This is a genomic window from Desulfovibrio sp. UIB00, assembly GCF_022508225.1.
Lineage (GTDB): Bacteria > Desulfobacterota > Desulfovibrionia > Desulfovibrionales > Desulfovibrionaceae > Desulfovibrio.
The window spans coordinates 99,691-124,101 of record NZ_JAETXJ010000003.1 but is presented as its reverse complement, the minus strand read 5'-3'; the positions used below and the strand labels follow the sequence as shown (position 1 = coordinate 124,101).

The window sequence follows — 24,411 nt, the reverse complement described above, 5'->3', positions numbered from 1 at the left end:
CATGCGCGCCAGCATTTCAGCCGATACCGGGCGCGGCCCCGGCAACGGAATCATCGAGATATTTGACGCAGGCGATGTGAGCGAACCCGGCTTTACACTGCTGCGGGCATCTGACGGCAAATGCCTTGGCCCCCGTGGCTGGCAGGAGAGCGAAACCCTTCTCACCCCCGATGCCTGGGATAATGACGGAGGTAGCCTGCGGCTGGCCGTTGGCCCTGCGGTGGTGGACGAGGTGGACAACCTCGATGCCTACCGTATCAGCCTGCGCGGCGTGGGCAGCTGCGCCCTTGCCGTAAAATCGCTCGTATATTCCAACATCGCGGGCGGGCATGGCATGGGCGCTGGCGCTCCGCAAACTCTCCCGCCTGTCGCGCCGCCCGCTCCCGAACCGGAGCCGGAACCAGTGCTGGAATCGCCGGAGCCGCCTCTGGCTTTTGAGGAGCCGCAAGCGCCCCAGCAGCAGGAAGCCCCACTTGAAATGGCAAGCAAGGAAGAAGGCAAATCCGGCAGCAAGGCCGGGCTTTTGGTCCTGCTGGTGCTTGCAGCCATTGCCGCAGGCGTTGCCGCGTGGTGGTTCCTGCTGCGCGAGCCGGAAAAAGCCCCCCTGCCTACGCCTCCTGAGCAGACGCAGAATGCGAACAAGCCCCAAAGCGCTGATCAGGCCCAGCCCAAGCCCGCAGACGCCGGACAGCAAGGTACGGATGCCGCCAAGCAGCCGCTTTCTCCCCTGGCCTCGGCGCGGGAGCAGTTGCGCGGGCAGGCACTGCCCGACGTGAGCCTTGCCATGGCAAAGCCCTTGCGCAAGGCCGACGCCAAGCCGGAAGAAAGCGACGCCGCATTTTTGCTGCTGGAAGACGCGGCGCAGAAAGGCGACGCCGAAGCCATGTTCCTCGTGGGTCAGTTTTACGACCCCGCAAGCACCCTGCCGCGCGGCAGCATCCCCGCCGACCTCACGCAGGCCAAGCGCTGGTATGATCAGGCCCTGCAAAAGGGCCAGCCTCAGGCCAAGGCGGCACTGGACACGCTGAAGGAACACGCCCGCGCCCTTGAGGCCAAGGGGGATGCCGAGGCGCGCTCCCTGCTGCAAAACTGGCAATAAACGCGGCCCCCGAGCAGTTTGACCTGGAATTGCTGTATTCCGCGAGGAGTTCACTATGCACTGCATGCCCCTGTTTCGCCGTTGCTGCCTTGTAGCCCTGCTGGTGCTGGGCCTTGGCGTCTGCCTTGCTGGCACTGTTTCCACCGCTTCTGCCGCGCCCCTGTTGCAGCAGGGCAAAAAAACGCTGTTCCAGCGGGTGGTCAGCCATCCCGGCGCGGCCCTGCTGGCCGAGCCAAAGGCCGATGGCGCCGTGGTGCGCAAAAGCGTGGTGCCCTTTACGGTTATGTACGTCTATGACCGCAAGGACGCGTACATTCAGGTTGGTGCTTCCACCGCGCAGCCCGAGGGCTGGATGGAAGCCGCCAAGGCTACGGACTGGAACCAGTCGCTCACCCTGCTGTTTACGCCGCGCACCGGGCGCGATCCTGTGCTGTTTTTCAAGACGGAAACCGGCCTGAACGAGCTGTGTTCCGCTCCAGACATGGAAAAAAGGCTCGATGCCCTTGAAGCGCAGGCAGCAAGCCTGCGGCAGAGCAACCAGCCCGCGCCGGAAACCATGCCCATCCTTGCCAGCGAACCTGCGGACGCGCAGGGCGCGGTGTCTGAAAAGCGCTTTTATCTCATGCCCATACTGGACATGAAAGACCCCTTTGACGGCGTCAAGTTTCTGCGGGTGGCCTCCATTGACCCCGGCAACGGCAAGAACAAAGACGGCAAGAACGGCCCGCCCAAGACCGGTATTGCCCTTGTCATCGACACCACCATTTCCATGAAGCCCTATATCGACCAGAGCCTGAACGTGGTTCGGCAGATATACGACAAGATTGAAAAAGATCACATGACCGACAACGTGGGCTTTGCCGTTGTGGCCTTTCGCAGCAGCACCAAGGCTACGCCCGGTCTGGAATACACCACCGAGGTTGTGAGCGATTTTGCCACGGCAAAAGACCGCAAAAGCCTTGAAGACAAGCTTTCAAAAGTGCAGGAAGCCAAGGTTTCCAGCCACGACTTCAACGAGGATTCGCTGGCTGGCGTGTACAAGGCCGTGGAAGGCCTGAACTGGGGCGACTATTCCTCGCGCCTTATCCTGCTGATCACCGATGCTGGCCCGCTCAAGGGCGGCGACAAGTTCGCCTCTGTGGCCATGGGCCCGAGCGAAGTCAACGACTTTGCCCGCCAAAAGGGCATCTGGATTACCGCCCTGCATCTCAAAAGCCCCGGCGGCAACGCCAACCACGCCTATGCGGAGCAGAGCTACCGCGCGCTGAGCAAGCTTTCTGGCAACCGCTCCAACTATCTGGTTGTGTCTGCACCCACGCCCGCCAAGGGTGCGGAGCAGTTTGCCGCCATCACCAAGACTCTGGCAACCGGCATGCTCGATATGGTCAAGAACACCGCCGAAGGCAAGATCATGACCAAGCCCAAGGACGAGAAGCCGCAGACGGCTTCAGCGGAGGATCAGGCCGCCAATCTGGCCGCGACCCTCGGCTATGCCATGCAGCTTGAATACCTCGGCAAGGCGCGTGAAAATGCCGCGCCTTCCGTGGTAAATTCATGGATTGCAGATATGGATCTGAACCAGCTTGCCAAGAGCAGGCAGACCCCTTGCGTTGACGTGGCCGTGCTGCTGACCAAGAACCAGCTCAACGACCTGAGCGCCCAGCTCAAAGCCATCATCGACAATGCCGAGCGCACCAAGAAGACTGACGCGCGCGACTTTTTCCAGGGTGTGCTTTCTGCCTCCACCCGTATGGCCCGCGATCCCAACATGCCCTCGCAGGGCAAGAATCTGGCCGAACTTGGCGTGCTTTCCGAATTTCTGGACGGTCTGCCCTACAAGAGCGACGTCATGCTGCTGCGCGAGGAAGACTGGTACCGCATGAGCGTGGGCGAGCAGACGGCCTTTATCAACCGCCTCAAATCCCGGCTTGCCCGCTATGAGGAATATGACCGCGACCGCGCCAACTGGGAAAGCTTCGGTCAGGCCAACCCCGGCGACTGGGTTTACCGTGTGCCGCTGAGCATGCTCCCCTAGGTCTTTGTGTCCCCTGCCTGCGCCAGATAGCCTTTTTATTCAGGTTGAGTACCAGAAGCGTACACGCCCTTGATAAAAGGCTCCCTTCCCCAGGCAGGAAACAGAATTTTTCATGGTCTTGGCCCAAACGGGCACGCAATGGGGCCGCAGACGGGCAACAGCAAAAGTCTGCGGCCCGCCGCAATGCTTGGAGTTTTAATGTCCGACATGGTTTTCAGCCTGCGCAATATTGGCAAAACCCGGCCCGGAGACGAAGGCTTTCGCCTGCGCATAGAGCAGCTTGACGTCCCGCGTGGCAGTCTGCTGGCTCTTGTTGGCCCCAGCGGTTGCGGCAAAAGCACCGCGCTGGATATGCTGGCCTGTGCCCTCAGCCCGGATATGACACCCGAGGGTTTTGCCCTGCCACATAAGCCGACCGAGGCGAAGCAAGGCAACCTGCCCCATCCCGCCAGTGCCGCCGCCAGTTTTGCGTTCAGCCCGCAGGCCGGGGCCTCCACGGATATTCTGGCTGCGTGGCGTAGTGGCGGCACCGACGCTCTGGCCCTGCTGCGCCTGCACCATCTTGGCTATGTGCTGCAAACAGGCGGCCTGCTGCCATTTTTAAGCGCGCGGGAAAATATTGTGCTTCGCTGCAAGAGCCTTGGCACCCTTGCCAAGCGTCAGGAGGCCATCACTACCATTGTTGATCGGCTTGGCATCGGGCACTTGCTGGGGCATTACCCGGCAACGCTCTCCGTAGGTGAACGCCAGCGGGTCGCCATAGCCTCGGCGCTGGCGCACGGGCCATCTGTCGTGCTGGCGGACGAACCCACTGCCGCGCTTGATCCCGGCCATGCGGCCAACGTGCTGCGGCTTTTTGGTGAATTGGCGCGCCAGTTAAGCATCACTGTGGTCATGGTCACGCACAACCTTGAGCAGGCGCGTCAGGCTGGCTTTGTGCTCGCGCCGGTACGCGTGGAGCAGGACAAGGGCGGCACCGCGTCTATTCTCCACTGGACAGGGAGGGCGGCCTGACCATGGCGGCGAATACCTGGACAACCATGCTGCGGCTGGCCTGCAAGGACTACTGGCACGAATTTTTGCTCTCGGCCTGCGCCGTGCTTGGGCTGGCAGCAGTGCTTACTCCCCTGCTGGTGCTCTACGGCGTAAAATTTGGCGTGGTGCAAACCCTCACCGAGCGCTTGCGTAACGATCCCCGCAATCTTGAGATTTCGCCTGTCATAAGCGGCAGATACACGCCTGAATATCTTGCCAAACTGGCAGCCCATCCAGATGTGGCCTTTGTGCTGCCACGCACTCGCTCCATTGCCGCCACCATGGATCTGAGCGCGGGCAATGGCGATGCTCGCTCTGTGTTGGTGGCCTCGCTGGAGCCGACCGCAGAGGGCGACCCCCTGTTGCTGCGCTTTGGCGCTGGGGTGCCGACCATGCCGCAAATGCCAGATACAGAAGCCGTTGGCGTAACCCTGTCTTCCTCAGCGGCGGAAAAGCTGCACCTCAAGCAGGGCGACACCCTTAATGGAAAGGTTGAACGGCGCTTTCAGGGCAAGGTGCAGACTGCCCGCGTGGCCCTGCGCGTGGCGGCAGTGCTGCCTCTGGCGGCTCAGCAGAAGGATGTGGCCTACGTGCCGCTGCCTCTTATGGAAGCTACGGAAGACTACCGTGATGGCCGCGCTGTGCCCGAACTGGGCGCGCAGAACGGCTGGACAGGCGAACCCCGCCCGCAGGGCGAGCGCGTTTACCCCGGATTCCGCCTGTACGCCCGCAGCCTTGACCATGTGATGCAACTGCGGGAAGCCTTTGCCGCCCAAAAGCTTGATGTGTACACCCATGCGGAAGAAATCGAGCAGGTTACGGCACTTGCCCGCGCCCTCAATCTGATATTTGCCCTCATCTGCGCGGCAACGGCCATTGGCTTTCTGGCCTCCACCGCCAGCAGCGTACTGGCTGGAATCAAGCGCAAGGAGCGCATCCTCGGCCTGCTGCGGCTTCATGGCTTTACCACTGGCAAGCTGATGGTCTTTCCTCTGGCGCAGTCCCTGCTTACAGCCCTTGCGGGTACGGCTCTGGCCTCCGGGGTGTACGGGGTGGCGGCCTTTGCCATCAACAAGCTTTTCAGCGCCAGCGTTACCGGCATGGAGCAGGTATGTCTCCTGCTGCCGGAGCATTTTGCGCTGGCCTTTGCCGCAGTTTCCGGGCTTGCCCTGCTGGCCGCCCTTGCCCCAGCCTTGAGAGCTGCCCGCGTTGAACCCTCGGAGGTTATCCGTGAAATCTGATCTGCGCATCCGCAATCTCGCGCCCTTGCAATGGAGCTTTGCCGCCGCTGTGTGCTGCGCCCTGCTTTTTGCCCCCTGCGCCTCGCAATCCGCTCTGGCGGCTCTGGCCCGCAAGGCCGATGTGAGCACGGCTGACGCCTATAATCCTAAACCGGCGGATAACGACATCATCCTGCCCATGCCCTGCGGTCTGAGCATGGTTTTCAAGCTGGTGGCCGTGCCCGCCAAGGGCCTGCTGTGGGATATGCCCATGCGCCCCGGTGTGGACGACAGCGCCCATCAGGACAGGGCCTTTTACGACCGGCGCTACAACACCGCGCTTTCCGGCGCTTTTACGCTTGAAGACCTGCCCACCGCCTGGCGCAAACAGGCTCCGCAGGGGCAGAACTACTTTTATCTTGTGGCAAAATACGAAGTGAGCAACCTGCAATGGCATGCCGTGATGGACAATGCCTGTCCGGATACGGCAAATCCCGGCGCGGAGGCTGCCCATCCCGCTACGGACATGAGCTGGTACGATGCCGTGGACTTTACCCGCCGTTACACCACATGGCTTTTGCAGAACGCGCCAGATTCGCTGCCGCGCTTTGCAGGCGACCAGCGCAACGTTGGCTTTGTGCGCCTGCCCACAGAAACGGAATGGGAATACGCCGCGCGCGGCGGGCAGACTGCTGGCAGCCAGCTGCTGTTGCAGGAGGATTTTTTCGCCCTGCCCACCGGCGAGAGCAAGGCCGACTACGCCGTTTACAGGCCGGAACAGGGCGCACGGGCCGAGGGCATGGCAAACATAGGCTCGCGCAAGCCCAATCCTCTTGGTATTTATGACACCGCCGGCAATGCGGCGGAAATGGTGCTGGATGCCTTTCGCTTTTCAATGGCTGGCCGTTTGCACGGCTCTGCTGGCGGCTTTGTGCGCAAGGGCGGCTCCTTCCTCTCCGGCGATGCGGAGATTCTGCCGGGCCGCAGGGAAGAAATGCCCTTCTTTCTCACAGACGGCCCAGCGCACGCCCGCGATCTGGGCTTTCGCCCCGTAATATCGGGTATCAACACCCCCGGCGGTGGGCGCCCGCAGGAACTGACCGCCGAATGGAACAAGGCTGGCGAGAAACTGGCCCCGCTGGCGCAGGACGGTCAGACCGCCCGTAATCCCCTTGATGAACTCGACCGCCTGCTGGCTGCCGCGCCGGATGAGGCCTCCCGCAAGAATCTTCAGGATCTGCGCAATACCATCAAGGAAAACAATATCATGCTGGAACGCCAGAAGCAGCTTGAAGCGCAATCGCTGCTGCGTACCGGCGTATATATGATCGAAACCCTAAGAAATTACTCCAGCAGACGTAACAGTTTGAAAACGCAAATTGAAAGTATGGAGCGTGAAAAGGCTTCCGCCAAGGGTGCGGCCCTTGAAAAGCTCAAGCAGATATTGGATACTGCCAACCGGGGCCTTGTGATGCTTGATACGAGCATTGAAAAGTCCCTCACCTTTTACCGCAGCAAGGTAGAAGAAAGCGCGTTGCTTGCTCCCGAAGTTCTTGCTGCCGCAGATGCATCCCTTGCAAAGGATTTCAGCGGCAATGACCCCTTCAATGAGAACATGCATCGAAACCTTGAACTGTATCGGCTCCACGTGGACGCGGTGCGCAAAAACAAAACCGTTTCGCGCGAGGCCATGCAGAAAGCAATCCTTGAACGCCGTTTTCAGTAGACAAAAGGAGAGAATCAATGGCTGACAAAATGCGTATTGGCTGGATTGGCACGGGTGTTATGGGCCTTTCGATGGCTGGGCACCTTCAGGCAGCCGGCTGGCCGCTGACCGTATATAACCGCACCAAGGCCAAGGCCGAACCCCTGCTCGCCAAGGGCGCCAAGTGGGCCGACACCCCCCGCGCCGTGGCCGAAGCCTCTGACGTGGTCTTTACCATTGTGGGCTATCCCCACGATGTGGAAGAAGTGACGCTGGGCGAAAACGGCGTGCTGCGCGGCCTGGCCGCTGGCGGCATTGTGTGCGACATGAGCACCTCCAGCCCCGTGCTGGCTGAACGCATTGCCGCTGCTGCCAAAAAGCAGGGCTGCGAATCGCTGGACGCCCCTGTTACCGGCGGCGACGTGGGCGCGCGCGATGCCAAGCTCTCCATCTTTGTGGGCGGCGACAACGCGGCTTACGAGCGTGTACTGCCCTGCTTCAACAAGATGGGCACCAACATTCTGCACTGCGGCGGCGCGGGCTTTGGTCAGAAGGGCAAGCTTGCCAATCAGGCCGCCATTGCTGGCGTGATGATCAGCACCTGCGAATCCTTCCTCTTTGCGCAGGAAGCAGGCCTTGATGTTGCCAAGTGGATGGAGCTTGTTGTTGCGGGTTCCGGCGGCAGCTTTGCCATGAACACCCTTGGCCGCCGCATGCTCAAGGGCGACTTTGCCCCCGGCTTCTTCATCGACCACTTCATCAAGGATCTGGGCCTCTGCCTTGACGAATGCCGCCGCATGAAGCTTGTGCTGCCCGGCATCACCCTGGCTGACCAGCTTTACCGCATCATGCAGGCCAAGGGCCAGGGCAGCAAGGGCACTCAGGCTCTGGTGGAATGCCTTGCCGAACTTTCGGCCAAGGATTGGCGCGCCTGCTGCAAATAACTGACGCTTCCGGGCCAGCAATGGCCCTTGTGCCCGTCCGGCTCTCGGGTCGGACGGGCAATGCATGACGAGCCTGCGCCCGCCGCTTTCGGGCAACCATAATCAGGAGATCCGCCATGCCTTCCGCTTCTCCCGGCAGTCCGTTGGATGACCCAGCCCTGGAGCAGTACCGCCCCTTCATTCAACGCCGCACCCATGCCTATATGGCAGAAATTGAGCGCATACGCACCCATCACGGCTCGTTGCGCGCCTACGCTGGTCAGCACCTCACCTTTGGCGCTCACCGCCTCACAACACCCGCAGGCAGCATATGGCGCTGGCGCGAATACATGCCCAATGCCGAAAGCCTGTGGCTCACCACTGACAAACTGAACTTTCAGCGCCACGCCAAATACCGTTTTGAGCGCTGTGCAGACGGCATTTTTGAGCTGGAACTGCCCGGCGATACCCTGCAACACGGCACCTACGTGGAGTTGCGGCTGGTTCCCGCGCAAGCGCAGGACGCGCAGCACCCCGGCAAGGCCCTCAAGCGCATACCAGCCTTTGCCAACTGGGTGGAACAGAACGCGACAGTGCCGGAGCAATGGTGCGCCCGCCTGTGGCTGCCGGATGAACCTTACCGCTTCAAACATCGCCGCCCTGCCCGGCAGGCCTTTCCCCGTATTTACGAGGCCCATGTGGGCATGGCGCAATCCGCGCAGGCGCACAAGGGCAACAGCGTGGGCAGCTATGCGGATTTTTGCCGCGACATACTGCCCCGTATCAAGGCTTGCGGCTATACGGCGGTGCAGCTCATGGGCATACTGGAGCACCCGCTGTACAAATCATTCGGCTATCAGGTGAGCAGCTATTTTGCGCCGTCGTCGCGTTATGGCACACCGGACGGCTTCAAGGAGCTTGTGGACACCGCGCACGGCCTGGGGCTGGCGGTTATACTTGATGTGCCCCACGGCCACGCCAGCGCCAATACGGAGCAAGGGCTGGCGCAGTACGATGGGAGCAGGTATTTTTTTACCGAGCAACAAAACCAGTGGGGAACGCCATCCTTTGATTTCAGCCAGGAGGCAACGCGGCGTTTTCTGCTCTCCAACTGCCGCTACTGGCTGGAAGAATTCCGCGTGGACGGCTTCCGCTTTGATGCCGTGGGCAACATGCTTTATGCGGATTTTGGCGAAGATGACGATTTTTCTCATGTGGGGCGCTGCTTTTACGGCAAAAACGGCCTGCCCCGCGCAGATGTGAACGGGGAACTGTATCTCAACCTTGCCAATGCCCTCACGCATGAGCTTACTACATCAGCTATGACCATTGCCGAAGAATTTTCCGGCATGCCGGGGCTGACCTGCCCGCCGGAGCAAGGCGGCCTTGGTTTTGATTACCGCTTCGCCATGGGGATTCCCGATTACTGGGCAAAGTGCATTGAAGAGCCGCGCGACATGGGCAGCCTGTGGTATGAAATGACCAACCATCGGCCCTACGACCGCACCATCAGCTATGTGGAATGCCACGACCAGCACATCAACGGCAGCGATGCCATGATCTGGCGGTTGCTGGGCGATGCCATGTACGGTCATATGGGCAACAAGGCCGAGAGCTGGAACATATCGCGCGGGTTGGCCTTTTATCGGCTCATGCGGCTTATAACACTGGCAACGGCAGATGCGGGCTACCTGAACTTTATGGGTTGCGAGTTCGGACATCCCGAATGGCTGGATGCGGAAAAAAATGCGCACCGTCAATGGCGGCTGGCGGACGACCCGGGACTGAAATATCACTCCCTGGCCTCATGGGACAGGCAGATGCTCGCCCTTGTGCAAAGCCACCTTGAGGACTTTGCACAGCCGCCCATGTTCCGCTTTATACATGAAGAAAAGCGACTGCTTGCCTTTGAGCGCGGGCAACTGCTCTTTGCCTTCAATTTTCATGAGCTTGAGGCGCAAAAAGGCCTGCGCTTTGCCGTAAGCCCCGGCAAGTATGCGGAGCTGCTTTCGTCTGACGAAATCCGCTTTGCCGGACATGGTAATCTGGCGGTAAAAAGCCCGCCAACAGAGCATTTTACTGCTCCCCTGCCGGGTCGGTATGAGGGGGACATCACCCTGTATCTTCCGCCGCTTGTGGGATTAGTCTTAAAAAATGCAAAATAATGTTGCAAAAATGTTGACAGGCCGTGCTGTTCCGCGTAGTTACTCTTTTCGCGTCGGGATGTAGCGCAGCCTGGGAGCGCACTTGAATGGGGTTCAAGGGGTCGAAGGTTCAAATCCTTTCATCCCGACCAGAATTTGGGGGAATTCATGGAAACATGAATTCCCTTTTTTCGTTGGTGGCGAGGAGCCGTTATTCAAATGCAGCTCCATATATTTTTAAGCGAATCCATAACCTTTTAACAGGATTAACCTCCCACCCAAATGCTAGTTTCGGAAAATTCTGAGTAGATCCTATTGCAAAAGCACCTACAAGCCGCCCCGCTATGCGGCATTTAATTTCGCAAATTTGATTATACTCCATATTCTCTAATGTGCCTCTTCTTTCAATATCATAGTTGTCGCATTCTGACGCGCATTCACCAATCCAAGGGATTGACTCCAACTGTCCATCCTCTTTTATAAAGCCATAGTTTCTTATTGAGATAGGTCGAAAGCTTTTACTAACTATAAACATTGCATCTCTATCATCCATTTCTGGATGATAAGAATCAAACTTAATGATAAATTTGTCTCGTTTTTCAAAAACTTTTTCATATATAACAATTACACCACCTATAGCAGAAATAAGAATTCCAAAATCCGACAGATTCATCATAGGTAATACCTGCAAGGAAAATAGTGAGCTTTTGAATATTCAACTCAGTTCATTCCTGTCTGCGATTGTAATGAACTTCATGCCTTCATGAACTTTATTAAATTTTAGAACCAGATGCAAAATTTGATATTTTACCGCTAATTCCTGCTTCTAACCAAAAATATGAGTCGTTACCATCTGCATGCGCTCGCGATACTGGTCTGCGTGCATCTCTATATGCTCAAAATAGCCTTCAACAAGAGTCCGTAGCGACTTTGCCCCATCCGGGCGCTGCCACATATTCTCAAGGGCAGTGGCTGGTATTGCCCGCATTATGTGCATGAGCATCCAGTTATATTGCCGCCAGAACTTTGCCATTTCTGCAAAATCACAGCCGTCATACTGCTGAACAGTCACAAATATTTCCGCGTCATATGGGGGAAACTGTTCAAGGTTGCCCGATATCAAGCGGGCAAACCGCTGATGGTTGTTGGCAGCAGAATCCACAAGATGGCCGACAATTTCCGTAAGCGTCCATGCGTCTGGCGCTACCCGCACATGCGCGAGGGCTGGATCTGTAGACTGTAACAGCGCATCAAAGACATCAATTATGCTTTGTCCTTTCTTCAGGTCCATAACATCTCCAGTAACAGGGTTGCGACAAGATACTTTATATTATTTTTATCCATCGGTGTGGTCAACCGAAGACAAGCGCGGTTATTGCGGCAACAACACATAAAAAAAGGGCCGGAGAAATCCCCGGCCCACTAATCTAGCTGACAGTTTGTCTTTTCCTATGCCTAGAACGTAAAACGCAGGCCAAGGCTGAATTCATTGGCATACGGAGTATTGCCGATGGAAACCTTGTTGTCGTCAACGCGCTTGCTGATGTCGGTATAGCCCAGCCCCACAAAGCGGTAGGCCAGATCTGCCGAGATGTTTTCCGTAAAGGCATAGGAACAGCCCGCGCCGAGATTCCATGCAAAAACGGTATCATACTGCGTCAGGCTGCCGGAATCCCCATCGCCGTCAACATCCGCAGTGTACTTGGTCTTGATGAATCCCATGCCGAGGCCGCCGCCGAGGTAAGGAGTAAAGGCCGTGGAGTTGTGGAAGTCCCAATATGCGTTGGCAAACAGAGTTTGCACGCCCCACTCGCCCTTGAACGATGCCGTGCCGCCATTTACTTTCTGATCCCAGGTCTTGGTCATATTGCTGCGTATGGCATATTCCAGTTCTGTGCGCATGGGCACCTGAAAATGCGGGTAAAAGTCGTACCCCACAAAAATACCGCCCCCAACGGTGTTTTGCGAATACTGACCAACGCCAAGCCCCTTCACATCCCCGCTCAAAGAGAACGGGCCAGTGCTTTGAATGGAATCAATAAATTTTAAGCCGCCATAAACGCCGGTGTTTTCCGCAGCCGCAGGAGCTGCGAGTGCCAGGGACAGAACAAATGCAAGCATGAGACGCTTAAACATGATGACCCTCCTTGGTTTTGCCAAAAAAAACAGGTTTGTTTTCTGCATATTCCTTTTTTTTCTTGACGACAACAGTCAGGCAACTGTTTTTGGCACAAATTATGCCTGATGAAGTAAAAAAGACGGATTTTTTATACTTACAGGCAGGGGAATCTGTTTTTTTGTCGATAGAAAGCGGAAAAACAGCCGTTAGAAACGAGAAAAGGGAATTCATGTTTCCATGAATTCCCTTTAAATCTCTGGTCGGGATGAAAGGATTTGAACCTTCGACCCCTTGAACCCCATCACAGATAATCTTATATACTAATATTACATTGGTTATTATTAATATATTAACAGTTCATATTTAATATTAAACGCCAATTATACGCCAATTATACGCCAACATGTTTTTGGCGTTTTGCTTTGTCGTAACATTGTTATACAGTAATATTTTTTCCACTGATGGTTTTTTAATCAGCAAAAAACAGGACAACGAACTATTCGCTATCCTGGTTGGTTGTTTTTGGCCCTCAAGAGCCCGTCTTAGCATCGTTCACTTCGAGCTTGGGTAAAATGCTCATCGCGCGCTCCAGCTCCTCCTGCTTGACCTGGTAGTAGACATTGACCGTTGTTGAGATTCGAGCATGACCCATCAGCTTCGAAACTGACCCAATTGAGGCCCCTGCACTGATGAGAGAGGTCGCAAAAAGGTGTCTCAAATCATACATGCGAACAGGATATGTAATTTGAGCTTTTCTCACAGCCTGACGGAACGCATTACGAATCATTCGAATTGGTCTGCCTCGAAATTCAACAATGTGATCTGTACGGGCGACAGCCTGCTTTTCTGCAAGCTTCTTAAGAAACTCATCACTGACTGGTATGAACCGGTCCGTTTTTGTCTTTCTGCCGTAGACATGGACCATCTTTTTCTCGTAGTCTACGTCTGACCATTTCAATGAAAGTAATTCTGATTCACCAGAGCGTGTCCCCAAATTAAAGCATACTTCCATTGCCCATCTCAAGTGAGGCGCAGCACAATGCATAATCTTTTGTGCATCTTCAATTGTAAGCTGTATGTCCTTTTTTTTGACCTTTGCTTTTTTCCAAAGGCGCATAGGGTTGTTTGAAATGTAGTCACGCGCTATTGCGTAGTTGAACAGAGCTACGAGAAAGTGTCCGTACTTGTTCACGGTTACTGTCGCACGACAACTCCCCCTTTGAGAAGGCTCGTTTGCGATCTTGGTCATGAACGGCAAGATGTCGTGTCCATAATCGAAGCTTACAATCAGCTTTTCCTTTCCAAATGCCGGGTAAAAGAGCGCATTTGCGACACTCAAAATGCTGTCTAAATGGTTTTCTGTGGAACCATTCGCCCGACTATGCTGAAGATACTCTTCTACCAGTCCTCCAAAGGTCATCTGGCTTAAAGGTTTCATTGGCTCAGAGATTTGTACTGGTACGACTGATTCGCAATGAGTTCCTTTATTTGAGTAAAGTTTTTTCATTTCTAAATCAAACAAGTCTGCTGAAGATTTTGCATCAGGACCGCGCCCAAACGACTTGTCCTTCCGTATGCCGTTTGGATAATACGTGCAAATCCAGCGCCCATCTTTATGTGGGTGTACGCTCATCAATTATCTCCTGTTGAAGTTGCTACCATTATTTTGGTAGAGCTGATATCCGATAGCACGTCATTATTATTTTAAGCAAACGACATGTTTTTTAAGTTGCTCAGACACTTTTTCATACAGCTCATTACAGTTGTGCGACTTCATCATACACAATTTTTTTTCAAATTTTTTTAAAGCTGTGCTAGATAGCATTGAGCAACACTTCTTCCACTTCCTCAGCTTGGATGCCAAGGTAACGGCGAGTTACTGCGGGGTTGGAATGGTTCATCCTTTTCGCGAGTAACTCCCAGGACACGCCATAGAGCTTTCGTTGCTGGTAACACCACGTCTTGCGAAGGGTATGAGCACCGTAATTGCCGGCCAGATTGATTTCATCGCACCAGCCCTGGACCATATGGGTTACAGCATATGTGCTCAGTGGGTAGTTCCAACCTTTCCGGCTCTTAAACAGGAACTCCCTCGGAACACGCTGCTTATGAAAGGCCAGATACCGTTGCACGGCATCATAAATTTCCTGGTTAATGATGAGCACATTCTCTTTCTTTGTCTTCCTTTCAATCACAGTTATACGATCTCCAACAACAGCATATTCAACATCAGTCACACGCAATGCCAAAATATCTTGGACTCGTAACCCTGCGTTGATACCCATTATAAATAGCAACAAGTTTCTCGGATTAGATGACAACAATCGCTTGATGCGCTTAATATCCTTCAGATCAGTAATTGGCTGCACCTTCATGATCATGTACTCCAATTTACGTTTCGTTATGAAAAGTCCAAGAATTTGGACATTCATTTTGGGGACAGGGATAGGGTTTCCCTTGGAACTCCACATAACAGGCTGAATTTATTTAATTTCACCCCGTCAAACATTTGAATGTCCGTTTCTGGTACAAATCGGACGTTCCATTTTTTAACAAATCAGCGTTGTTATAATTAAAAGGCCACCCCATTTTCTGAAGTGGCTCCTTGCGATTACAAATCGCTCACGGCGAGGATTTTGGACGAATCTAGCTTCGGTTCTGCTACAATGCGAATCAGGATGATCTTATCATCTTCCACCACCACATCAAATTCGGTATCTGGTTCAAGAGACATTCCCTTGAAATCGATATTGGGCATCCTTAATCGGATTTCACCACGGCTGTTTACGAAGGCCTTACGGCGGTTCTTATCGTACAGTCCCGGAACTTCGTAGAATTCCTTGTCAGTAGCGATCAGTTTCAAAACGTGATGCTTCAAAATCTGTTTGTGACCAATATCCATTGCCAGCATGATTTCCGAAGCGGTTTTGCCGTTCCGAATCAAATCCCGCAACACATTTGCATCATACTTTGATTCCTGCTTCTTAACTTTATCAACACGTGAATCAGGTGATTTCTTACTCATAGCATTCTCCATAAGACATATTTTTATGAAGAATATCTATATTCAAGTGATAAAAAAGAGTGTGTACACACTCTTTGGTTAAATTCTGCTTTTTAAAATTGTAACTATTGTTTCAATCACAATCTTCCTTAATAGCTTTGAATTTCTAACTAGGTATTGTAGCTTCCATAATTGCATTGCAATATTCAACACAAACCTCCGTAAACAAAAGAACCAGTAGGTTTTACCAATGCTTTTGTTGAACACATTAATATGTATTCCTAAAAATATCTCTATGAAGTGTTTGAAATGAAAATGAAGTACAGTGATGCAGTGAGTATCGAGCGTGTAGAGAAAATAATAATTGGAATGTTTTTGCATTCCATTATTATATATAGCAGTTTGAAATTTAAAATATTCAAATATTTTATTAGCTTACAATAACTTTTCAGCTTGTAAATTTCAAAATTTACATATTCAAAACATGCTGATTTTATTGAATTTTTTTTAAAATATACCTGAAATTTAAATATAACTGGAATTTACTTTAATAACGGTCTGTACCTTTTATAGTTAACTAATAGTGTGTATTCATAAAAGATACAGACCTATTTATTATTGTTAAATCAATTTGAACGTAATCTTATTTCCTCCTGGATGAATTTCAGTAACTAATCCAGAATTTACAGCTTTATCAATTAATGGTCTTGCAATGCTCGGTGAAGATGCTTTTCCATCATTTCTAAGTAACCTTGACGTTTCATTAACCAAATCGCTAGTTGAATTCGCTTGTCCATTCAGATTTTTTAAAGCATTAACAACATATGCAAGGTCTGCATGTAACGAATTAGATGTTGCTGATGATGCAGTAAAGATGGAATTTTTCAACTCGAGCTTAATCACTGATGGATACCTTGCAGAATTCCTAGCTTTAAGATTCTCAAGCTCAAACTTTCCTTTATTGTTCCGAATCTGCCACACGTTTGCGGCCCAATCTCCGATTGAGCTTGCACCACGACCCCCAGTAGAGTTTGCGGGATTTTTACCATCGTGATGCACCACAATCAGCGTTGCATGGTAATTCTCAGTGAGAGCTTGCAACCTATCCAATACGCGCCGCATCTGCTCATTATTGAATTCTTCGCTCGAATGGAAACTCGCGAGAGGGTCCAGAATAACAACATCGTAGTGCCCGGCTGCAAGAAGCCGTTCAACCTCTGCGTAAAACGCTGGTGCCATCAAATCACCGCTGGCCCTACCTGTGAGCTTGTTGCTCATGAAATAGATTCCGGTCAAAATCGATTGGCACGATGCCATGGACCGTCCTTGAAGCATTTCGGTAAAATGCTTCGAAAGTCCTCCACCATGGTTCTCAGCTTGGATTATGAGTACTTTGCGAGGTTGTGGACTTGGTGAAATTGGCAACAGACCTAAGAACAAGTTATGTGATGGGTCGCAAAGCTCTACAGCGATCTGCATCACCAAAGTTGATTTTCCGCATCCACATTTTCCAACAATTAACAGTGATTCATTTTTTGGAAGAATTTGATCAATCAGATATTCAACGTTGTAGCTTTGTTTTAAAAGTGTTTCTAAACTCAGTGCTTTAAAGTTAGAATTCTCTTGAGGTGTGTTCTGTACGATGCTCATGTTTAAAACCTTCGCAAATTCTGTATTGTTTCATAACTCACCGTAATTAAAATAATTTTGTGAATACTTTTAAACTACGACTAAATAACATACTTAAATAAAATAACTTTCTTTACAAATATAATAAAATCATCATGTTGCAATAATAAGAAGACAGTTCGCTAATCATGCGGCATAGGACCGCTGATTAAGCAAAGTTCATGGAATATGATGTAATGTAAGCATCTTAGACATACCTAATACAAAACAGACAGCATTTCTCATCAATAACTCCTTGTGATGTGATTTTAACGGCAAAATCCATTCGAAATCGTAGCTCAAAATTAACGGACAGATTTATTTTGTCAATTATTACAGTTAGTTTTTAAGATCATTGATACACGCTTCATACAGTTGCTTCATCGCTTGAACATCTTTTCAATCACCATGAACACTGCCTCATACCATATTAAGTTGCTAAGTTATTAATTCACAAAAAAAGACCGGACTAATTCCGGCCATTTTTTTTAACTAAAAGTCTTCAGGTAGCATTATTGTCAGCACTGGTTCCCCAGCATCACCTTGACCGATTACCGCTAAGATTTGAACGAGCTTTGATTCAATCTTCTCTTCATATTCCATGTCAAAGCTAACATTGAATGAAAGTTGTTCTGTATTTGGTCGTTGAAATAATTTTATCATCATAACAACGAGCAAATCAATCATTCTTGATTCTGAAGATTGTCCAGCTTCAGCCAATTTATTTGTTGGCTGAATATACCGTGTGAAAAGGTTATTTGTTATTGCAACTGGAACAATAAACCCAAAGTCGCTAACAAAATCTGATACATCAACCATGATTCCATCATCGATTGCTCGTTTCCTTGTGTAACAGCAAATCAATTTCCAATCATTACATTCCATCAGAATACCTCCAAATAGATTGTATTCACATATCTATCTGAAAATATTCAATAGAGCGATTTTATTTGCATATATGCATGATCTTGCCGTTACCATATGAAATCGAACTTTGGGCCAAATTTTGATTCTAAGGGGATTTTTTAACAAATCCTGACCCAACCATCATTCCAAGAAAAAAATCGCAGTAGGGCTCAAATTCGACCCAGGGCAAACCCTAGGGGGAGATTTGGGGGCGGAAGGATTGGAGGGGGGTATTGGGGAAAGGAGGGAGAAATAAAGCTAATAATACCCATGAGTGGCAGATGAACAACTTCGTATTCTTATAGCATCATTCTAATTTTTTCCAAATAACATATTAAAATTAGATAGTTAAATATGTCTTGTTCGAAATAAGTTGCATTGTTTAAATTTGCTGATATTTTTTATGAAACGATAAATAATGAGGGATGCATGAAAGTTAACTACTTCGCACACTATTTAGTTCTGGATTCTACAGAATCTAAATATTCCTTTAATTTGCGAGAATTTATTCGTAATTTTGATCGTCATGCCCCTGCTGCATTTAAAAAGAATTTAGTAACTGAATTCGGTGAAAAATTATTTATATTTTATGTTTCTGATGGAGTATATCTTTTTGTAATGACAAAAAGTTCAGAAATTATTAAAGCTATAAATGAAAATCAAATGTCTCAGTCTGATATTTATGATAAGCTATCTGCTGATGAATCATTGGGTTTCGCGTCATATATTCTTCCAAGAAAAGATTATTTTGGCATTGGGTCAACTTTTTACGGACCCAAAATTACCAAATTCACGCAATTAATAAATTGTATTTTAAAAAATCTCGATGTTCTGGGAATAAATTTCAAAGTTTATCCTCTCACATCTTCTGCTACCACTGCAGAAGTATTGAAGATGCCCTTTGTTGGAAGGGCAACTTTTGAAGTTGGAATGAATAATGGAATTTTTCAGTGTCTTAAAGAATACTTCGGAGACAAAATTGAAACTGACACCGATGCTATTGAAATAATTATTAAACCAAAGAAGAGAAAGGATATCAATGCATCATTTCAGGCAATTGCTTCTACTATCAAGGATGAAGATTTAAAAAAATTTGTAGTTAAAGCTAAGCATGAATTTGGAGAAGCCGCCACAGATTTTTATATCGTTGGAAGTGGAGCTGTAAGTGATATTATAAGCATATCACAGAATGAAGAATCAATTGCGGCAACAATGAATAAGAAAGACATTGCAAATGACGTTGTTATAGATAAAGTAAGAGATTTTATTAATGAAGAAAAAATCAAACAAAATTCTGACGATGTCACTAGTGCTACTATGTATGAACGTGACAATTCCTGGAATGCTTTTTTTCTTTCTCACGAAAACTAATTTTTTTGAATGTTATTTTACTATTGTCTGCCAAAAAATAGATAGCTTCTCATCAATTGTAGCATCTTCAACAATATCTATTGTTGGATTTATTACTACTGCAATAGCAATATTATTTTCTATTGATTCTCCACATTTACAATTATACAAGAAAGAGGGATATTTTAAAATATTATTATTAAATTATTTATACATTACTTTCATTGGGTGTATTACATATATAGCAACACTTCTTGCCTATTATAATACAACTGAAACATTTAAATATTTAATTTTTTTATGCATCACATCTGTATGGTCATTTTTACTTTTCATTGTAGTGCTAGTTAGGCAAATGTATAGATGCAATAACTAACTTGTGCTATCACTATTTCATGCATAGTTTTTAATAAAAAATAAAATCTATATTTCCATGAATTAATTTGACCCATACACAATATTTTAAAGTCTGCAAGGTAGGCTTTTATTATGATAAATCTGTCTGATTTTGGAATTCTTATATCTGCAATAGGCGGTATAATCGTTATTTATGATAAGTTGTTTGAGAGGAAGGATAGATTTGTAGTTAAATATGGCTCCTACCGTTCTGAAATGGATGATAGAGATGCTATGTTTATCGTTAGCAAAAGCTTTCGACCTATTTCCATACGAGACTATGGATTTATTAAAGAGGATGGACAATTGGAGTCAATCCCTTGGATTGGTGAATGCGCGTCAGAATGCGACAGATATGACATTGAAAAGAGAGGTAAACTAGAGAATATGGAGTATAATCAACATTGCGAAATTAAATGCCGTACTGGGGAGCGGCTTGTGGGTGCTTTTGCAATAGGGTCTACTCAAAATTTTCCGAAACTAGCATTTGGGTGGGAGGTTAATCCTGTTAAAAGGTTATGGATTCGCTTAAAAATATATGGAGCTGCATTTGAATAACGGCTCCTCGCCACCAACGAAAAAAGGGAATTCATGTTTCCATGAATTCCCCCAAATTCTGGTCGGGATGAAAGGATTTGAACCTTCGACCCCTTGAACCCCATTCAAGTGCGCTCCCAGGCTGCGCTACATCCCGACGCGAAAGGTGTATCTACGCGGAACCGCCGGCTCTGTCAACTTATATAATCATTCCAGGATTTTTCCTTTAAGCGCGGCGCTACAAGGCGCAAATCCAAAGACACCGCTATTCTTCCAAACATATCTCCCAATGCGGGCCGCATTGCTCAAGGCTTTGCCCATTCCTCGGTGCGCTTCTGCCGCAGAGCAAGCAGATATGTAACGGGGATTACGACCTAGCGCGAATTGTGGCTTTGCCACCCCAATACTGGTCAACTCAATACTCAGGTAAACTTCAATTTTTCTGCTTTTGCTTAGCTTCTTCTGCCCAACGCTGCATCTTTTCATTGCTCTCTCTTATGCTGCGTTGTCGATCTTCTTCTAACTTCCGTTGTTGGTCCCGTACCCAATTGCCTTGCTCTTTATTTGTTTTATCCATTGATCTTTCAAAGTCTGTTTTTTCAGAATCCGGTTTTTGTGTCCCCGGTCTTCCTGTCGCAAGGCATGCAATATCAATAATCAAGCCGCAGCCGGATATGAGCAAAAACAGTATCAAAAATGCGCTGTTCTGTACGAATTTCAAGCAATGCCTCCAGTCAAATTTTCAGCAAATCAACTAGTAGATAAATTTTAACCAGGAATCTACCAACTAAGTTACTAGCTATTTTACTTGCATTGCCCCCTGCGCTGCGCAATCTTAGCAATGTCGCCACACCCAGACAGGGTTAATGCCATGAATATTATTTTGCGCCGCGTATATGCACACGATGCCGAGCCAGCAGGAATACGGGTTCTTGTGGACAGGCTGTGGCCCCGGGGGATTTCCAAAAGCGCTGCCCCGTGGGATGTGTGGCTTAAAGATATCGCCCCCTCAGACAACCTGCGGAAGTGGTTCGCACACGATGAAACCAAATGGCCAGAATTCAAGAAGCGCTATTTCGCCGAGCTTGATGCTGCCTCATCTGCTGTTGCGCAGATGCTGACCATTCTCCGCCAGAATCCGACCGTGATACTGCTCTACGCCGCAAAAGCTACAGAAATAAATAATGCTGTGGCGCTAAAAGATTATTTTGAGGAGAAGGCAAGAGAGAATTAACCCTTTTTGGCTTTGCTCCCAAGAGTATGGCGCTCTTTTGCCGCCAACAAGGACACTTTTGTTGGAGCATCTCTACCATCTGAACGCCATCGTTTAGGGTAATTTCTATAAAAATAGAGAGAGCACTAGCTATCTACTAAAGACACACTAGTTTTATAGCAATCATTTGCGTTCAGTACCCTTAGTACTGCCCTCATTTTCTGAATCCGATTCCGCTACGCACGCCAGGGCACTAGTACTTGCAGAACATATACAACTTGGGATAAAAGAATTCAGCAAGTTTATATACAATTTGCCACTCCAGAGCTCCTCCCCCCGGAGTTGGGTGAACTTTATTGGACCTGATGCGGCGGTGTGCACAATTATACGTGTTACAGTGCGCCAGAGCGTTTGTGCCAATAAGTCGTTCTCTGCTCCTCCCCCCTTTCAGGGCAGATTAAAGAACAGTTCAAAAAATGCTGCGCAACAAGATACGTACGTGCTCAATGTACGATTCTGCCTGTTCCGCGTTTTTTGAACTTGATGCCCAACTGTTCTGCCAGTGCTTATCCACAGGCAGAACGGTGTGGTTACTTTACTCTGGAGCACCGTTATCATGGCCTTAAGAAACATCAAACTTTCCGGCAAGTTGACGTCTATTGGAATAGCCTTTGTATTGCCTCTGGGCGTTTTGCTTTACATCTCTGTATCCAACATCAATTCGCAAATCTCTTTCAGCAGTCTGGAAACCCAGGGTAACTCTTTTCAACGACCACTGGAAAATCTGCTGGAGTATCTGCCAAAAACAACACAGCCAGATGGCCAGCGCAAGGTTGATCAGGCATTTGCCGAACTTGAGGCGGCAAACAGGCTGCATGGATCTGACCTGCAATTCACCGCTGATGGCCTGAAAATTCGTGGTCGCTCCCACCTTTTTCCAGGCGACGTTGCAGATCGGTGGGCGCAGCTGAAAAGCAGGAAGAATGATGCCGCCGCGTTCAAAGAGGGGCTTGCCCAATTGATGGAAGATGTTTCGGGCATGATTACTCACTGCGGCGACACCTCAAATCTGATTCTTGATCCGGACCTGGACAGCTACTACACAATGGATATGACCCTGCTCACGCTGCCCCAGACCCAGCGCAGAATCGCGTCAATCCTTGATTTTGGCAACGCGACCCTGCTCGGATCCCAACTTGGAGAAAACGAACGGCGCCAGTTCCACACGCTGGCTGCAATGCTTCAGGAGTCCGACTATTCCCGCATTCTGGCTGACACTCAGACGGCCCTGAACGAAGACCCCAATTTTTATGGGGTCAGTCCTTCGCTTGCGCCCAAGCTTAAAACGGCGCTTGAAAGCTACAAGGCGGCCACAGAACCTTTTATTACCATGCTCAACAGCATTTCGGCTGGGGCAGCAATACCTCAGAATGAATTTATGGCCGCAGGCGAAAAGGCATTTAATGCAGCATTTCGCTACTGGGAGGTGTGCGCCGCTGAGTTGGATGTGTTACTTGCTGTGCGCATCGATGATTATAAAGCAAAACGCGCAACCATGCTGTTGGCAACGGGCGTTGCGCTGGTACTGGCCTCGCTGCTGGCATATCTGGTGGGTCGCGGCATTACGCGCACCATCAGGGGCATGGTGCTGTATAGCAACGCGGTTGCGGCGGGCAACCTCCATGCAATTCTTAAGGCTGACGGCAGTACAGCCGAACTTAATCAACTGAAACAAGACCTCGAAGCAATGGTTACGGCTCTCAAGGAAAAACTTGGATTTGTGCAGGGGATACTCGGCGGCGTTGCTACTCCCTGCCTGGTGGTTAATCAGGAAGGCCGCATCACATATCTGAATCAGCTCTTGTGTGATTTTCTGGCTATGGAACAAAGGGCCGACACGCACTTTGGAACTCATGTAACAAATTTTTTCCTCCACAATTCAGAAATATCAGGTGACATACTTACAGCGCTCAAAGAAAAACAGGCAAACCCTGGCCGCACACTTGAAGGTCACGATACAAAAGGCAAAGCATTTTTTATAAAACTTGATGCCACCCCCATATATGATCCGGCAGCAACTTTTATTGGTTGTTTTGTCCAGTTCACGGTCCTCACGGAACTCCGGGAGCAGGAGGAAAAACTGCTTACCTCAAACAGGATTATTTGCGAGACAGCTGAACAGGCCGGATCCATTGCCGGGGAGGTTTCAACGGCAGCAGCAGAACTTTCAACGGTTGTAGAGCAAACGAGCAAGGGCATGAACACCTTGCACGTCCGTACGGCTGAGGCCGCTGTGGCCATCAGCCAGATGAACGCCACAGCTGTGGAGATTGCCCAAAATGCCTCCGACGCAAGCCAGCAGGCAGACAAAACCATGCAGCAGGCCAAGAAAGGTGCCGCCACGGTGCAGCAGTCGGTTGCTGCAATTAGCCGCGTGAAAGGACAAACAGACATTTTAAAGAAAGATATCAGCGGCCTGGGCGATCAGGTTGCCGATATCGGGCAGATCATGGATGTCATCACAGATATTGCCGATCAGACCAACCTTCTGGCTTTGAACGCCGCTATCGAGGCAGCCCGTGCTGGTGAAGCTGGACGTGGATTTGCTGTGGTTGCCGATGAGGTCAGAAAGCTTGCAGAAAAAACGATGCGAGCAACTGCGGAAGTAAGCTCTGCCATAACCGCCATTCAATCTGGCGCTGGCAAGACCGCTGAAGGCATGGGAGATGCCGCTCTAGCCGTGCAAGAAGCAACGCAACTAGCGGATCAATCCGGCATAGCATTGTATGAAATTTTGGAACTGGCTGGATTAACCACTGATCAGGTGCGCTCCATTGCGACCGCAGTTGAAGAACAGTCGGCAACCAGTGAAGAAATCCATCAGGTATTGAATGAAGTCAGCGGTGTGGCAGATCAAACAACCAGCGGAATGGAACGGTCTGTAACAGCTGTGGAACAGCTCGCATTACAGGCGGGCGCGCTCAACAAGCTTATTCAAAAAATCAGCGGCAAAACCTGCCTGCCATCCGGCGCTTAATCTGTATAAAACGCAGGATG

At 49.8% G+C, this 24,411-nt stretch carries 20 protein-coding genes and 2 tRNA genes; 12 read left to right on the top strand and 10 right to left on the bottom strand.

Annotation, left to right across the window (positions count from 1 at the left end; all coding sequences use genetic code 11):
* Position 1: 1 nt before the first annotated feature.
* The 8 genes from JMF94_RS06130 to JMF94_RS06095 all read left to right on the top strand — a co-directional run bounded on the left by JMF94_RS06130 (position 2) and on the right by JMF94_RS06095 (position 10,313).
* Positions 2 to 1,099: a sel1 repeat family protein gene (locus JMF94_RS06130; RefSeq protein WP_240824293.1), complete on the top strand. Its 1,098-nt coding sequence runs from the start codon at positions 2 to 4 to the stop codon at positions 1,097 to 1,099.
* Positions 1,100 to 1,154: 55 nt separating this feature from the next.
* Positions 1,155 to 3,134 carry a VWA domain-containing protein gene (locus JMF94_RS06125; protein WP_240824292.1) on the top strand — a complete coding sequence of 660 codons (1,980 nt, stop codon included), beginning with the start codon at positions 1,155 to 1,157 and terminating at the stop codon, positions 3,132 to 3,134.
* Positions 3,135 to 3,332: 198 nt separating this feature from the next.
* Positions 3,333 to 4,148: an ABC transporter ATP-binding protein gene (locus JMF94_RS06120; protein WP_240824291.1), complete on the top strand. Its 816-nt coding sequence runs from the start codon at positions 3,333 to 3,335 to the stop codon at positions 4,146 to 4,148.
* 2 nt (positions 4,149 to 4,150) lie between these two features.
* Complete coding sequence (locus JMF94_RS06115; protein ID WP_240824290.1) at positions 4,151 to 5,410, top strand: FtsX-like permease family protein; 1,260 nt, start codon at positions 4,151 to 4,153, stop codon at positions 5,408 to 5,410.
* A complete protein-coding gene (locus JMF94_RS06110) occupies positions 5,400 to 7,115 on the top strand; it encodes an SUMF1/EgtB/PvdO family nonheme iron enzyme (protein WP_240824289.1) in 1,716 nt (571 codons plus the stop codon). Before JMF94_RS06115 ends, JMF94_RS06110 begins: the two co-directional genes overlap by 11 nt.
* A 17-nt stretch (positions 7,116 to 7,132) precedes the next feature.
* Positions 7,133 to 8,038, top strand: coding sequence for an NAD(P)-dependent oxidoreductase (locus JMF94_RS06105; RefSeq protein ID WP_240824288.1), 906 nt, complete (start codon positions 7,133 to 7,135; stop codon positions 8,036 to 8,038).
* Between the two features lie 116 nt (positions 8,039 to 8,154).
* Positions 8,155 to 10,182 (top strand): alpha-amylase family glycosyl hydrolase, encoded by a 2,028-nt coding sequence (locus JMF94_RS06100; protein WP_240824287.1) that lies wholly within the window; start codon positions 8,155 to 8,157, stop codon positions 10,180 to 10,182.
* Between the two features lie 54 nt (positions 10,183 to 10,236).
* Positions 10,237 to 10,313: transfer RNA gene (locus JMF94_RS06095), tRNA-Pro, on the top strand.
* 59 nt (positions 10,314 to 10,372) lie between these two features.
* Here the strand turns inward: JMF94_RS06095 and JMF94_RS06090 are convergent.
* The 8 genes from JMF94_RS06090 to JMF94_RS06055 all read right to left on the bottom strand — a co-directional run bounded on the left by JMF94_RS06090 (position 10,373) and on the right by JMF94_RS06055 (position 17,837).
* Positions 10,373 to 10,837 (bottom strand): hypothetical protein, encoded by a 465-nt coding sequence (locus JMF94_RS06090; protein ID WP_240824286.1) that lies wholly within the window; start codon positions 10,835 to 10,837, stop codon positions 10,373 to 10,375.
* A gap of 150 nt (positions 10,838 to 10,987) precedes the next feature.
* Complete coding sequence (locus JMF94_RS06085) at positions 10,988 to 11,452, bottom strand: DinB family protein (protein ID WP_240824285.1); 465 nt, start codon at positions 11,450 to 11,452, stop codon at positions 10,988 to 10,990.
* 164 nt (positions 11,453 to 11,616) lie between these two features.
* Entirely contained in the window at positions 11,617 to 12,297 is a 681-nt protein-coding gene (locus tag JMF94_RS06080; RefSeq protein ID WP_240824284.1) for an outer membrane beta-barrel protein, read from the bottom strand.
* A 512-nt stretch (positions 12,298 to 12,809) separates the two neighbouring features.
* Positions 12,810 to 13,913, bottom strand: a complete 1,104-nt coding sequence (locus tag JMF94_RS06075; protein ID WP_240824283.1) for a site-specific integrase — start codon at positions 13,911 to 13,913, stop codon at positions 12,810 to 12,812.
* 181 nt (positions 13,914 to 14,094) lie between these two features.
* Positions 14,095 to 14,655, bottom strand: coding sequence for a tyrosine-type recombinase/integrase (locus tag JMF94_RS06070; protein WP_240824574.1), 561 nt, complete (start codon positions 14,653 to 14,655; stop codon positions 14,095 to 14,097).
* Between the two features lie 236 nt (positions 14,656 to 14,891).
* Complete coding sequence (locus tag JMF94_RS06065) at positions 14,892 to 15,305, bottom strand: hypothetical protein (protein ID WP_240824282.1); 414 nt, start codon at positions 15,303 to 15,305, stop codon at positions 14,892 to 14,894.
* Positions 15,306 to 15,905: 600 nt separating this feature from the next.
* Positions 15,906 to 16,934: an AAA family ATPase gene (locus JMF94_RS06060; RefSeq protein ID WP_240824281.1), complete on the bottom strand. Its 1,029-nt coding sequence runs from the start codon at positions 16,932 to 16,934 to the stop codon at positions 15,906 to 15,908.
* 510 nt (positions 16,935 to 17,444) lie between these two features.
* Positions 17,445 to 17,837 (bottom strand): DUF6573 family protein, encoded by a 393-nt coding sequence (locus JMF94_RS06055; protein ID WP_240824280.1) that lies wholly within the window; start codon positions 17,835 to 17,837, stop codon positions 17,445 to 17,447.
* Between the two features lie 450 nt (positions 17,838 to 18,287).
* Here JMF94_RS06055 and JMF94_RS06050 point away from each other — a divergent pair, with 450 nt between their 5' ends.
* Together JMF94_RS06050 and JMF94_RS06045 are read left to right on the top strand one after the other, a co-directional pair.
* The gene (locus JMF94_RS06050) at positions 18,288 to 19,229 is read left to right on the top strand and encodes a hypothetical protein (protein ID WP_240824279.1); all 942 of its coding nucleotides are present in this window, start codon (positions 18,288 to 18,290) and stop codon (positions 19,227 to 19,229) included.
* A 468-nt stretch (positions 19,230 to 19,697) separates the two neighbouring features.
* The gene (locus tag JMF94_RS06045) at positions 19,698 to 20,162 is read left to right on the top strand and encodes a hypothetical protein (protein ID WP_240824278.1); all 465 of its coding nucleotides are present in this window, start codon (positions 19,698 to 19,700) and stop codon (positions 20,160 to 20,162) included.
* Positions 20,163 to 20,221: 59 nt separating this feature from the next.
* On the opposite strand, the gene JMF94_RS06040 is transcribed toward JMF94_RS06045, so the two are convergent.
* Both JMF94_RS06040 and JMF94_RS06035 read right to left on the bottom strand, forming a co-directional pair.
* Positions 20,222 to 20,298: transfer RNA gene (locus tag JMF94_RS06040), tRNA-Pro, on the bottom strand.
* 276 nt (positions 20,299 to 20,574) lie between these two features.
* Positions 20,575 to 20,862: a hypothetical protein gene (locus tag JMF94_RS06035; RefSeq protein WP_240824277.1), complete on the bottom strand. Its 288-nt coding sequence runs from the start codon at positions 20,860 to 20,862 to the stop codon at positions 20,575 to 20,577.
* 150 nt (positions 20,863 to 21,012) lie between these two features.
* On the opposite strand from JMF94_RS06035, the gene JMF94_RS06030 reads away from it, so the two are divergent.
* Together JMF94_RS06030 and JMF94_RS06025 are read left to right on the top strand one after the other, a co-directional pair.
* Entirely contained in the window at positions 21,013 to 21,375 is a 363-nt protein-coding gene (locus JMF94_RS06030; protein WP_240824276.1) for a DUF488 family protein, read from the top strand.
* A 595-nt stretch (positions 21,376 to 21,970) separates the two neighbouring features.
* The gene (locus JMF94_RS06025) at positions 21,971 to 24,391 is read left to right on the top strand and encodes a methyl-accepting chemotaxis protein (RefSeq protein WP_240824275.1); all 2,421 of its coding nucleotides are present in this window, start codon (positions 21,971 to 21,973) and stop codon (positions 24,389 to 24,391) included.
* The last annotated feature ends 20 nt before the right edge of the window (positions 24,392 to 24,411 follow it).

Bases quoted from the DNA above. Each gene is read 5' to 3' on its own strand.
- JMF94_RS06130 (WP_240824293.1), top strand. From the start codon at position 2: ATGCGCGCCAGCATTTCAGCCGATACCGGGCGCGGCCCCGGCAACGGA.
- JMF94_RS06125 (WP_240824292.1), top strand. From the start codon at position 1,155: ATGCACTGCATGCCCCTGTTTCGCCGTTGCTGCCTTGTAGCCCTGCTG.
- JMF94_RS06120 (WP_240824291.1), top strand. From the start codon at position 3,333: ATGTCCGACATGGTTTTCAGCCTGCGCAATATTGGCAAAACCCGGCCC.
- JMF94_RS06115 (WP_240824290.1), top strand. From the start codon at position 4,151: ATGGCGGCGAATACCTGGACAACCATGCTGCGGCTGGCCTGCAAGGAC.
- JMF94_RS06105 (WP_240824288.1), top strand. From the start codon at position 7,133: ATGGCTGACAAAATGCGTATTGGCTGGATTGGCACGGGTGTTATGGGC.
- JMF94_RS06100 (WP_240824287.1), top strand. From the start codon at position 8,155: ATGCCTTCCGCTTCTCCCGGCAGTCCGTTGGATGACCCAGCCCTGGAG.
- JMF94_RS06090 (WP_240824286.1), bottom strand. From the start codon at position 10,837: ATGATGAATCTGTCGGATTTTGGAATTCTTATTTCTGCTATAGGTGGT.
- JMF94_RS06085 (WP_240824285.1), bottom strand. From the start codon at position 11,452: ATGGACCTGAAGAAAGGACAAAGCATAATTGATGTCTTTGATGCGCTG.
- JMF94_RS06080 (WP_240824284.1), bottom strand. From the start codon at position 12,297: ATGTTTAAGCGTCTCATGCTTGCATTTGTTCTGTCCCTGGCACTCGCA.
- JMF94_RS06075 (WP_240824283.1), bottom strand. From the start codon at position 13,913: ATGAGCGTACACCCACATAAAGATGGGCGCTGGATTTGCACGTATTAT.
- JMF94_RS06070 (WP_240824574.1), bottom strand. From the start codon at position 14,655: ATGAAGGTGCAGCCAATTACTGATCTGAAGGATATTAAGCGCATCAAG.
- JMF94_RS06065 (WP_240824282.1), bottom strand. From the start codon at position 15,305: ATGAGTAAGAAATCACCTGATTCACGTGTTGATAAAGTTAAGAAGCAG.
- JMF94_RS06060 (WP_240824281.1), bottom strand. From the start codon at position 16,934: ATGAGCATCGTACAGAACACACCTCAAGAGAATTCTAACTTTAAAGCA.
- JMF94_RS06055 (WP_240824280.1), bottom strand. From the start codon at position 17,837: ATGGAATGTAATGATTGGAAATTGATTTGCTGTTACACAAGGAAACGA.
- JMF94_RS06050 (WP_240824279.1), top strand. From the start codon at position 18,288: ATGAAAGTTAACTACTTCGCACACTATTTAGTTCTGGATTCTACAGAA.
- JMF94_RS06045 (WP_240824278.1), top strand. From the start codon at position 19,698: ATGATAAATCTGTCTGATTTTGGAATTCTTATATCTGCAATAGGCGGT.
- JMF94_RS06030 (WP_240824276.1), top strand. From the start codon at position 21,013: ATGAATATTATTTTGCGCCGCGTATATGCACACGATGCCGAGCCAGCA.
- JMF94_RS06025 (WP_240824275.1), top strand. From the start codon at position 21,971: ATGGCCTTAAGAAACATCAAACTTTCCGGCAAGTTGACGTCTATTGGA.